The organism is Pannus brasiliensis CCIBt3594 (assembly GCF_036688125.1).
Taxonomy (GTDB): Bacteria; Cyanobacteriota; Cyanobacteriia; order Cyanobacteriales; family Microcystaceae; genus Pannus; species Pannus brasiliensis.
This window is the reverse complement of the sequence record NZ_JBAFSM010000002.1, coordinates 177,274-188,136: the sequence shown is the minus strand read 5'-3', so window position 1 is coordinate 188,136 and position 10,863 is coordinate 177,274. Positions and strand designations below refer to the sequence as shown.

The following is a 10,863-nucleotide window of genomic DNA, read 5'->3' as shown; positions in this document are numbered from 1 at the left end:
AATTGGTTCGCACACTGTTGCTACTGTACCTCATCTATCTGAGAAAGGCTGTAGTTCGGTCAAAAACGAATTGAAACAAGTTCCCGATCGATTGAACGAGTTAGCGAGAAATTCCTCTATCAAAGTCTTTTCACTTTCCGAAACCATGCTGGAAAGACAGGTTTCGATCGGCGCGTCGGACATTTTTCTAGAACCCTTCGATCTGGCGATATTGGCGGCAATCCTCGTCAAAGCGGAAGAATTATAGCAAGAAGGACATTCTTGGGTCGGTTTTTGCGAACTAGATTCCGATCTTCAACCGTGGTACGAAATCGGTCGTCCCAAGTCTCTCCTGAGCGGTCTCTATCAGAACGCCCGCGTTTGGGTGTACGGGGATTTTTTAGTAGAAGATGTTGACGGGTTTCCCGATGGATGGTTCGAGTCAAGGGAATAACCTTCCGACGATCGCGCGATCGAATCCAGAAAACCCCCAAATAAAAATCCCCCTACCTAAAGAGGGATTTATCAGAAAGAGGACGAAAAAACGTTCGATCGCCAACGCGAACTAGAAAACTTAGGCGCTCACTAAAGACGCTTCTTTCGCGGCCATAATTTTCATCAGATCCAGCATCCGATTCGAGTAGCCCCACTCGTTATCGTACCAAGAGACCACTTTAAAGAAATTGGCGTTTAATTGAATCCCCGCCTTCGCGTCGAAAATACTCGAACGCGGATCGGTCAGGAAATCGCTAGAAACCACTTCCTCGTCGGTATACCCGAGAATCCCTTTCATCGCGCCCTCGCTGGCCGCTTTGACCGCCGCGCAGATCTCCTCGTAACTGGTAGCTTTCTCGGTTTTAAACGTGAGATCGACCACCGAAACATTCGGGGTGGGAACGCGGAAAGCCATCCCGGTTAATTTCCCTTTCAGCGAGGGAATCACCAACGTCACCGCCTTCGCCGCGCCGGTGGAAGCCGGGATAATATTCTGACTCGCGCCGCGACCGCCGCGCCAGTCTTTTTTACTCGGCCCGTCCACGGTGGGTTGCGTGGCGGTCATCGCGTGTACCGTGGTCATCAGTCCCTCGGCGAGACCGAAATTATCGTTGATCACCTTCGTGACCGGCGCGAGACAGTTGGTAGTACAACTGGCGTTAGAAACGATCGTATCTTTCGCGGGATCGTAGTCGTTATCGTTGACCCCGACAACGATCGTGCGGACTCGATCGGGATCTTTCGTCGGCGCCGAGATCAGTACCCGTTTCGCGCCGGCTTCTAAATGCTTGGACGCGCCCTCGTAGGTAGTAAATAGTCCGGTAGATTCGACGATGTAATCCGCGCCGTCCTTACCCCAGGGCAATTGCGCGGGATCTTTAATCGAGTGGCAGGGGATAAATTTGCCGTCTACAACGATCCCGTCTTCCCTAGCCTCGACGGTTCCGTTGAAGCGTCCGTGAGTCGAGTCGTATTTGAGTAGATAGGCGATGCTGTCGGGAGGCACGAGGTCGTTAATACCGACAAACTCGAAGTCGGGGTTATGGATACCGGCCCGAAACACGAGGCGGCCGATCCGTCCGAAACCGTTAATACCGACTTTAACTGTAGCCATGAAAAACTCCTTATCTGAAAGGTTCGATCGATTCGCGCGGGCCGTGACGACCGGCGAAATCGGGAGATTCGGTTTCGCGATCGCTTTCTTCCCGCGGGGGAAGTCGGGGGGAAACCCTCCCCTATCCTATAGGCGACCCTCGATCGACACGGGTAAGGATCGGAAAAATTTAAGAAAATACGGCGCGGGAGTCAACAACAGGCGGTAGGGTGTAGCGAAAACCGCAGGGAACGGAGCTTGAAATTCGATCGGACAGAAAAAGCGTGATTCGATCTCGCGCGGATACCGTCGCGATTCACCGCGGGGAAGGGAAACAGCAAAGGATTTTCTAATTACCGAGTACGGATAGCCGACACTCGATCGAACTCCAGAACACTACTACCGTCATCTAGAGAAAATAAGCGATCGAGCCGTCAAACAAAAATATTCCTAGAGATTTCTAGGAACATTCGGGAAAATTCCGATTAATACGCGAGGGTTTCTAGGGTTTCGCGGAGATAGGAACAAACTTTCTGTTCTAGATCGTCTCTTACCTGTCCATTCTCTAATTGTTCTTCCTGCCAGCGTTGGAAGCCGGAACTGGAGGCGATCGCGTGTTTTAGATGTTCCCAAACGTGATGATCGTCAGCGATCGGGAGATTTGAAGTCTTGGTGACGTTAGCCATTATTCCTCTTGGTTAACTGGTTCCTCTATTAAAATACCGTAATAATCGGGCGAATTCTGATACCTCCGACACAATCTGCCCGACGGGATAGAATGGCGGGACTCGAAAAGGCGTTATCGCTCCATTCTAGGAGAAATTTCCAACGCCTTTCCGAAAAAGCGGAAATATTTAATATAATCTCGTGGTTTCGGCTTCTTCCACGCTAGAGGCTAACGCGTCCGGGGGGACGATAATCGGGAAAGCCGAGGGAATCGCCATTTCCTCGCCGGTATCCGGTTTCCCCGCTTGGCGAGCGCGAGAGGTGATAGCTCCCGCCGTACCTAGCGCGGCCGTGATAACACCGACGGAGAGGGCAACTTTGCTAAAATCGAGAAGATTCGCGCCGAGAACACCTTTATTTTTGGCGAAGGGGCAGGCGGAGGCGCCGGCTACATCGAGGGTGGCGAGGAAAAGGCCGCCGGCAACGGCGAGGGAGGAGAGTAAAGATTTAGCTTTCATAATTCAGGATAGAAAAAGATGAGGTTTCCTAGCATTATAAAAACTCTCTTCTCTATCTGTCTATCTTCCGGACGCTTTCAAGATTGAAATCTCTACGCGAGAGGATAATGAATTATCAATACCGAGTCGGGGGCAGTCTCGCCCACAATCATCCTACCTACGTCGAGCGGAAAGCCGATCGAGATCTCCTGAACGCGCTGAAAGACGGTAAATTTTGCTACGTTTTTAACTGCCGTCAGATGGGGAAATCGAGTTCGCGAGTCCGCGTCACCCACGCTTTACAGGAAATGGGGATGGCTTGCGCCTCGGTGGATATAACCAGTATCGGGAGCGATGATAATTTATCCAAATGGTACAACGGGGTGATCACGCGATTATTTCTGGGATTTAACCTAACGGGGAAAATCAATATCAAAACGTGGCTGAAAGATCGCGAGAATTTATCCCCCGTCCAGAGATTAGGCCAGTTTATCGAAGAGGTTTTATTAGTTTATGTGTCGGGGCGGATTTTCATCTTTATCGACGAGATCGATAAAATTCTAAGTTTAAAGTTCTCTCTAGATGACTTTTTTTCGCTGATCCGATACTGTTACAACCAACGGGCGGAAAATTCCGATTATGAAAGAATTACTTTCGCGCTTTTCGGGGTGGCGACCCCCTCGGATCTGATCCGCGAGAAAACCCAGACCTCTTTTAATATCGGCGAGGCGATCGAACTGACCGGATTCACCCTAGACGAGGTGAAACCGTTAGAGAACGGATTTCAAGACAAGGTAAACGAACCGAGAAAAATTATCGGGGATATTCTAGATTGGACGGGAGGACAACCTTTTTTAACCCAGAAAATCTGTCAGTTAATTCTCGATACTGACTCGATCGATCCCGACGTGGAATCCATTATTCGGGAAAATATCATTCACAATTGGGAATCGAAAGACGAACCGGTTCACTTTAGAACGATCGCCGATCGACTCCTGCGGAACGAACGGAAAGCGGGACGTTTATTAGGCATCTATCAAAGAATTCTCGAAAACGGCTCGATCGAGTACGATGATAGTCCCGAACAATCCGAGTTACGTCTGACGGGATTGGTCGTAAAAAAAGACGGTCGTTTATTCGTGTATAACCCGATCTACCGGGCGATTTTTAACCCCGAATGGGTCAAACGGGAACTCGATAAACTGCGTCCCTACTCGAAAGCGATCGAGGCTTGGAAAGAATCGAATTATACCGACGAATCGACCCTTTTACGCGGTCAAACCCTACAGAACGCCCTCGATTGGTCGCGGGGAAAAAGTCTGAGCGATCTCGATTATCAATTTCTTACCGCCAGTCAGAACCTCGATAAACGGGAAGCGGAAATCCATTTAGAAACCGAACGGAAAGCGAATAAAATTCTGGCGATCGCTAACCGGAAAGCCAAGCGGAGAATCCAGATCGGTTCCGCGGTTCTCCTCGTTTCTATACTCGGCGCGTCTCTAGCATTATTTCAGGTACAACAAGCTTGGGACAAAGTAGAGGAAGCGAGAACCGGTATTCGATTACAACGCGACGGCGATACCGCTTTACGACAGTTCCAGGTGGAATCGATCGAATCCTTAGTTTCCGCGTTACAAGCGGGAATCGAGTTACAAAACATCGTTCGCGACGGTCGGGAGTTCGTCGAATATCCCGCCACTAGCCCGATGATCGCCCTACAACAGATATTAGATAATATTCAAGAGAAAAATCAACTAGAAGGTCATCAGGGAACGATCTATAGTGTTAGCATTAGTCCGGACGGGAAAACAATCGCCACCGCGTCCGAGGATGGAACCGTTAAACTCTGGGATCGACAGGGTAAATTGATTAATACTCTAAAATCCCATCAAGGGGCGGTTTATAGCGTGGCTTTCAGTCCGGACGGAGAGAGAATCGCCACCGCTTCCGAGGATAAAACGGCGAGAATCCAGGATTTACAGGGACGGATTCTCGCGACCCTACCAGGACACGAAAGATCCGTTTATAGCGTCAACTTTAGTCCCGACGGTCGAACTTTGGTCACGACCTCCCGCGATGGGACGGCGAAATTATGGAATCTACAGGGAAAGTTACTGCACACCTTCCGAGGACATCAAAAATCGGTGGACGACGCGAGTTTTAGTCCCGACGGTCGGACGATCGCTACCGCGTCTCGGGATGGGACGATTAAAGTATGGGATCTAGCGGGAAAATTATTATGGAGTTTGGGTCGGGAAAATATTGACGCGTTTTATAGCGTGAGTTTTAGTCCCGACGGAAAACTGATCGCGGGGGCGAACAAGGATAAAACGGTGAAAATTTGGGATAATAACGGAAAATTACAAGCTTCCCTCGTCGGTCATCAGGATTACATCAATAACGTTACTTTCAGTCCGACCGGGAAATTTATCGCCACCGCGTCTAGTGACGGGACCGCGAAACTGTGGAGTCCGCGAGGGAAGGAACTCGCCACCCTCCGAGGTCATCAGGAATCGATTTTCGATGTCGCGATCGCTCAAGACGGAAAACGTGTCGTCACCGGATCGAGCGATCGAACGGCTCGGATTTGGGATACCGGCAATTTAGAGACAAATTCTCACAATAATACCGATAATAGCGCGGTCGGTATCGATCCGATCGGTTCCACCGTAGCGATCGCCACCAAAGACGGCCAGATTTCCCTACTCGACTCGCGCGGGAAAACCCTCCATTCTTTCCCCTCGGAAATGTCCTCGATTTACAGTCTGGCTTTTAGTCCGGACGGTCGCGCCATCGCCGCGGTCGGTCGGAAAGGAAAGGTCAAAATCTGGAACCGACAGGGAAAATCGCGAACCGAGTTTCTCGCGAGTCCGGTTCCCCTGTATAGTGTCGCGTTCACCCCCGATAGTCGGCAACTGGTCACAGGATCGAGTGATGGACGGGTGCAACGTTGGGACTGGCAGAGCGATCCCCCGCGCTCGATCGATTCCTTCCGCGCGGATACGAATATTATTTACGATATCGCCCTCTCCCCGGACGGGAAAAAAATCGCCTCGGCCTCGCGAGGAACGGTGAAAATACGCGATACAGCGGACAACTCGGTCCAAGCTCTCACTAGAGATTCCTTTCCGATTTACGGCGTTAGTTTTAGTCCGGACGGCCGACAGATCGCCACGATCTCCCGCGATGGAACCGCGAGAAATTGGGACACGCGGGGAAATTTGCTCGCGGAATATAAAATCGCCGGGGATATCGTCTTCGCGATCGCTTTCCGGCCCGACGGACGGGAAATCTCGATCGTTTCCCGCGACGGACGGGTCATCACCTGGCCCGTGGAATCCCCGGATCACTACTTAGAAAAACTCCTCGTCAGAGGATGCGTCTGGCTGAAAGATTATCTCGCCACTCACCCGGACGAGTGGGAAAAAGTCCGGGATTGTCAAAGTTTTCCAAAAAACCGACCGCGCGAGAACGGCGGAAAATAATTGGATATAGCTTTTTTCGGGGATACGGGGTACGCTTTCCCGGGTTTTAGGCAAAAGGCGGGAAGGGAATGTACCGCGTCTCTCCAAAATCCGCGGTCAATCGCTTTTTTAACGACTTAAGGAACTAATTATCAGTTTCCAATTTTGGGTAATTTCAATCATCAATTCTGCCCAAACATCCGCCCTTTAAAAACTTCTCCGATCGCGCGATCGGGAGCGGGAAACGATGGGTAAGATCTCCAGAACTCTCCGATAAAAAAAGTCTCGATGAACGTGGCAACGGGGACGGACTCCTTACCCCGAAAGGTAGATGACGGATTTTCGATTGTTTTCCAGAACACGCGGCCGCGAAAAAAATCGCCCGGCAATCGCGAAATCGTATTTTACCCTACAGAAGTTACCGACCCGAGATCTATAATAAGATTCACTATAAAAAGCATCCGCGCCGGATAGTCAAAATGTTATTCAAAAAGAGAACGAGCTATGACAGTTTACACGGTAGAGGCTCTTCAAGAGGAGGGGATCGAACCCGAGGTCGTGAAAACGAGTTTACAAATTAACTGTTTCTCGGGTACTTTTCGGAGAGATCGCGATTTTCCCAAGCGGTTTAAGGATGAAGCTTTAAAAATCGTCGAAGAATATCGAAAAGACGATATAAAAAGTTTTATCGTGGAAACCGCTCTTTATATAACTGTTTGGAAAGAAGAGCCGAAAAAGCCCGAGGTTTTGTTAGATTCTCCATCGATACCGCCCGATATCGCGATATTCTCGGAGCGGGAAAATACGGAGACGATCGCCCCTCCCCCGGCGATCGAACCGGCCCCGACACCCCGACGAACGATCGTCCGTAAATATCGCGGCCAGGAGTACACGATCGAGATTTGATCGGGCCCGAGTCCCGATCGAACGCTCCGGGGCGATCCGCTTCGCCCCGGCCAAAATCGCCCGAAACCGCCTAACTAAACCGATAACCGATTAATTTATAGATTAACTTCGCGGTGGTGAACTCGGAGACGACGGAATCGGCGATCGGCGCGAGTTCCATCACGTCACAACCGATCACCTCCTTGCTTTGGAAGACGCGACGCAGGAAACGGAGGGTTTCATTCCAGCCCAGCCCGCCCGGTTCCGGGGTTCCCACGCCGGGGATCAACGCGGGATCGATCCCGTCCACGTCGATGGTGATAAAAACCTTTTCGGTCCGGATCGAGGCGATCGCTCTCTCGATCCAGTCCGGGGAGCGATCGATCTCCCGATCCCAGAAAACGGGAATTTCTTGTTCCCGGATCAATTCCGCCTCTTCCTTGCATATCGCCCGAATTCCCACGGGAAGGGTCGGTAATCCCATTTCTAGCACCCGTCGCATCACGCAAGCGTGATTATGGCGCGATCCCTCGTACTCGTCCCGCATATCCCCGTGAGCGTCGATCTGCACCACGGTGAACGGTTCTTGTAAAGTTTGTAAGTAAGCCCGCACGACTCCCGTGGTGATCGCGTGTTCCCCCCCGATCGCCACGACGAATTTCCCGTCCGCGATTAACTTAGAGACCGTTTCCGTGGTGATATCTAACATTTCCTCCGCGGTCAGGTCGGGATGACGACGGGTATCGGCGATCGCCTCGCGGGTGTAGATACCCACCTCGATACAGGTCTCTCTTCGCAATTCCTCGTCGTAAGCTTCTAACTGTTGGGAAGCCTCGATCGCCGCGTCCGGCCCCGTCTCGCACCCCTTGCGATAGGTGGTGGTCGCCTCGTAAGGAATCGGTAAAATCACCGCGCGCGCCGTCTCGTAAGAAGAGATCGCTTCCGAACCTAAAAATTGTTCGACGGTAGGAGGAGATTGCAATAACATCGATACTTTTCCCGAAATTCAGTCCGACTCGTTATCATAACACGCGCTTTCCGGGACTCGATCGCCGTGTTTCCTGTCAGAAAACCCGAATAAACCGCGCTCGCCTTTCGGGGAAAGTCGTAAATTTCGTTACAATTTGAAAAGAATGGCTATCGCCATCGGAGCGTTATTCGGGGTAGTATCTCGCCCTCGCCAGCCGATCGATCTCTTCACGTTAGGGGAAAGTTTGAACAATGGATTGCAGTCATATTCGGTTTCGCGACGACAAAACCTGTATCGATCTCTTGCAATTGCGAGCTTTATTCAATGTAACCGCTTTCTGGGCGCGCGATCGCTCGATCGAAGACCTAGAAACCGCCATCCTCTACAGCGATCCCGTGATCACCGTCTGGAATGAAGAACAGTTGATCGGCCACGCGCGGGCGACCTCCGACGGCATTTATCGAGCGACGATCTGGGACGTGATCGTGCATCCGGACTATCAGGGAGCGGGATTAGGTCGTAAGTTGGTCGAGACGGTGATCGCCCATCCCCGCGTCAACCGGGTCGAGCGCGTCTATTTGATGACCACCAACCAACAGAAATTTTACGAGCGCGTCGGTTTCGAGGAAAATCAAAGCACGACGATGGTTTTATTCAATCGCTATCCGTCGGAACCGCTGTCGTGTCACCCGATCGAGGTAGAGAGCAATCGATCCGCGTGATCGGTTCCCCTCCTTTCGGATCGGGGATCTCTCGATACTCGATCTCTCCGTCGAGTATCGCGAGGATATTCCGCGCCATTTCCCACCGGAAACCGGGGGATAAAGAGGGAGATTCACTGAAGCGCGCGAAAGCTTCTTCCTCCGTCTCCGAGAGCGGGTTTTCCGGTTTCTCCTGCCAGATCGTCACGGGACAGGGAAGCTCGATCGAGATCTGTACGGTGTCCCCGTCGGAACTTTCCCCGGTGAAGCGGATCGTTCCCCGCGCGCACCGATCGATCGCCGCGTCGATCACCATGATTAACGCGTTCGATAACCAGCGGAAATCCGAGAGAATCGTTATTTCCGGGGCGGGCGCGAGAATTTCGATCGCTAGATTCCGATTGCCGGCCGGTAGACGCGTGAACCGTTCGAGATCTTCAAACAGTTCCGCGAGAGAAATCGGTTGCCGTTCGACGGGAATATTTCCCGACTCCAATTTCGAGATCGTGATGAGTTCGTCGAGCAGGACGAGGAGTTTCCGGGCCGAGCGGTAGGCTCGATCGATAAATTCCCGTTCCTCCTCGGGACTCTCGCACAGATCGGCGAGAATGAGTTGATGCAATCCGAGCAAACTGCTCAGGGGCGAGCGCAATTCGTGAGCGGTACGCCCGAGAAAACCGCTTTTCCAACGCGCTAGGGCGAGCGCGGATTGATAGGCGAGTTTATTTTGCAGGATCTCCCGTTTTAAAGCGTCTATATCGTCCATATTCCTAGAAAACACCCCCCACTCTCACGGTTATCGATCGAGAGAAATTATCCCGCGGGCGATCGACGATCTTTTCCCCGATCGTTCAACGGGTCGATCTATTGTACCCGCGCGTCGATCGTGTCCTGTCCGCTAGACAGCCCTCTAGATCGGACGGGCAAGGATAGGGGATTCGTTCCCCCCGCGTTTTCGGGAGAAATAGCGGGTAAAATTCGCTCTATCACGGTTTTTCTAAGACGCTTTCTAAAAAGAGTCAACCGGTTCGGAAAATTTCTTTTCATCCTCGCTCGTGAACGCTAGTTCATCCCCGTCCCCGGCAACAGTGAGAATCCAAAGTTCGATTTAACTTAAAAAGTTATACTTTCAATACTATTCAGTGAGAAACAGACATTTAAAACGTTATTATTCCGAATAATCTCTTTAATTCTTCTCCTGCCTCCTGCCTCCTGCCTCCCCTACCCTTTACACGCGATAGGCCAGCGCGTAGCGATCGAACCCGGCCAGATCGGCGATAATTTCAATTCTCTCGTACTCTCCCCGTTGTTCCAGCAGTCGCGCCACGCTTTCCCCCTGACCGGCCATCATCTCGATCAGCCAGATCCCCCCGGAACGCAGATAATCGGGAGCGGTATCGATCAGGTAACGGATGGCGTTCAATCCGTCCTCGCCACCATCGAGCGCCAGTCGCGGTTCGTGGGCGATCACCTCCGGCTGGAGTCCCGCGAGTTCGCCGGTGGGGATATAGGGGGGATTAGACACCATCCCGCTCACTTTTCCCCGTAAAAACTCCACCGGAGTCCACCAGGAACCCCGGTACAGGTAAATTCGCGCTCTCAGCCCCGCGGTCACGACATTTTCTCGGGCGATCGCTAAGGCTTCTTCGCTGGTGTCTATAGCATGAATCGTCGCTTTTGTCAATACTTTGGCCATGCCGATCGCTATCGCCCCGCTTCCCGTTCCCAGATCGACCCAATCCCCCGTATCTTGGAGATTTACCCGTTCTAGCAGGAGATCGATCAGCCCTTCCGTTTCCGGACGGGGAATCAGGACGGAGGGCGAGACTTTTAGGCTAAAATCTCGCCATTCCACCGATTCGAGGAGATATTGTAGGGGACAGCGTTGTTCGACACGGGCCCGCCAACGTCGATCGATCTCCGCGAGGGGATAGCGTAGGGCGATCGATTCCCGCTCTCGAAACGAACCGAGGCGCAGGGAAAGACTATCGAGATCGCTGACTCCCCGGAGGAATCGATCGATCTCGATCGGGGGTATATCCGTACCGGCGAGGGACTCGATCGCCCGCTCGCGCCACTGACTCAACTCGGGGCCGGAAATCGTCGCGGACAC

11 protein-coding genes are annotated in these 10,863 nt (G+C 52.0%); 4 read left to right on the top strand and 7 right to left on the bottom strand.

From position 1 onward, the window contains the following. A partial coding sequence (locus V0288_RS02180; RefSeq protein ID WP_332863365.1) for a hypothetical protein occupies positions 1-247 on the top strand: 247 nt, incomplete at its 5' end. 306 nt (positions 248-553) lie between these two features. Here the strand turns inward: V0288_RS02180 and gap are convergent. The 3 genes from gap to V0288_RS02165 all read right to left on the bottom strand — a co-directional run bounded on the left by gap (position 554) and on the right by V0288_RS02165 (position 2,751). After that, complete coding sequence (gene gap / locus V0288_RS02175) at positions 554-1,588, bottom strand: type I glyceraldehyde-3-phosphate dehydrogenase (protein ID WP_332863364.1); 1,035 nt, start codon at positions 1,586-1,588, stop codon at positions 554-556. Positions 1,589-2,052: 464 nt separating this feature from the next. Further along, positions 2,053-2,253, bottom strand: coding sequence for a hypothetical protein (locus V0288_RS02170; protein ID WP_332863363.1), 201 nt, complete (start codon positions 2,251-2,253; stop codon positions 2,053-2,055). A gap of 168 nt (positions 2,254-2,421) precedes the next feature. Beyond that, the gene (locus V0288_RS02165; RefSeq protein ID WP_332863362.1) at positions 2,422-2,751 is read right to left on the bottom strand and encodes a hypothetical protein; all 330 of its coding nucleotides are present in this window, start codon (positions 2,749-2,751) and stop codon (positions 2,422-2,424) included. A gap of 107 nt (positions 2,752-2,858) precedes the next feature. Between V0288_RS02165 and V0288_RS02160 the strand changes: the two genes are divergently transcribed. Next, on the top strand, positions 2,859-6,215 hold the full coding sequence (locus tag V0288_RS02160; protein WP_332863361.1) for an AAA-like domain-containing protein: 3,357 nt from the start codon (positions 2,859-2,861) through the stop codon (positions 6,213-6,215). A gap of 483 nt (positions 6,216-6,698) precedes the next feature. Continuing rightward, entirely contained in the window at positions 6,699-7,100 is a 402-nt protein-coding gene (locus V0288_RS02155; protein WP_332863360.1) for a hypothetical protein, read from the top strand. A 70-nt stretch (positions 7,101-7,170) separates the two neighbouring features. Here the strand turns inward: V0288_RS02155 and speB are convergent, their stop codons facing one another. After that, positions 7,171-8,067, bottom strand: a complete 897-nt coding sequence (gene speB / locus V0288_RS02150) for an agmatinase (RefSeq protein ID WP_332863359.1) — start codon at positions 8,065-8,067, stop codon at positions 7,171-7,173. A 233-nt stretch (positions 8,068-8,300) separates the two neighbouring features. Between speB and V0288_RS02145 the strand changes: the two genes are divergently transcribed. Next, on the top strand, positions 8,301-8,771 hold the full coding sequence (locus V0288_RS02145; RefSeq protein ID WP_332863358.1) for a GNAT family N-acetyltransferase: 471 nt from the start codon (positions 8,301-8,303) through the stop codon (positions 8,769-8,771). Here the strand turns inward: V0288_RS02145 and V0288_RS02140 are convergent. The 3 genes from V0288_RS02140 to prmC form a co-directional block, all read right to left on the bottom strand. Next, complete coding sequence (locus tag V0288_RS02140; protein WP_332863357.1) at positions 8,704-9,516, bottom strand: sensor histidine kinase; 813 nt, start codon at positions 9,514-9,516, stop codon at positions 8,704-8,706. The two genes, V0288_RS02145 and V0288_RS02140, sit on opposite strands and share 68 nt — an antisense overlap. A gap of 98 nt (positions 9,517-9,614) precedes the next feature. Next, positions 9,615-9,740 (bottom strand): hypothetical protein, encoded by a 126-nt coding sequence (locus V0288_RS02135; RefSeq protein WP_332863356.1) that lies wholly within the window; start codon positions 9,738-9,740, stop codon positions 9,615-9,617. 238 nt (positions 9,741-9,978) lie between these two features. Then, positions 9,979-10,863, bottom strand: a complete 885-nt coding sequence (gene prmC, locus V0288_RS02130) for a peptide chain release factor N(5)-glutamine methyltransferase (RefSeq protein WP_332863355.1) — start codon at positions 10,861-10,863, stop codon at positions 9,979-9,981.

Bases quoted from the DNA above. Each gene is read 5' to 3' on its own strand.
- gap (WP_332863364.1), bottom strand. From the start codon at position 1,588: ATGGCTACAGTTAAAGTCGGTATTAACGGTTTCGGACGGATCGGCCGC.
- V0288_RS02170 (WP_332863363.1), bottom strand. From the start codon at position 2,253: ATGGCTAACGTCACCAAGACTTCAAATCTCCCGATCGCTGACGATCAT.
- V0288_RS02165 (WP_332863362.1), bottom strand. From the start codon at position 2,751: ATGAAAGCTAAATCTTTACTCTCCTCCCTCGCCGTTGCCGGCGGCCTT.
- V0288_RS02160 (WP_332863361.1), top strand. From the start codon at position 2,859: ATGAATTATCAATACCGAGTCGGGGGCAGTCTCGCCCACAATCATCCT.
- V0288_RS02155 (WP_332863360.1), top strand. From the start codon at position 6,699: ATGACAGTTTACACGGTAGAGGCTCTTCAAGAGGAGGGGATCGAACCC.
- speB (WP_332863359.1), bottom strand. From the start codon at position 8,067: ATGTTATTGCAATCTCCTCCTACCGTCGAACAATTTTTAGGTTCGGAA.
- V0288_RS02145 (WP_332863358.1), top strand. From the start codon at position 8,301: ATGGATTGCAGTCATATTCGGTTTCGCGACGACAAAACCTGTATCGAT.
- V0288_RS02140 (WP_332863357.1), bottom strand. From the start codon at position 9,516: ATGGACGATATAGACGCTTTAAAACGGGAGATCCTGCAAAATAAACTC.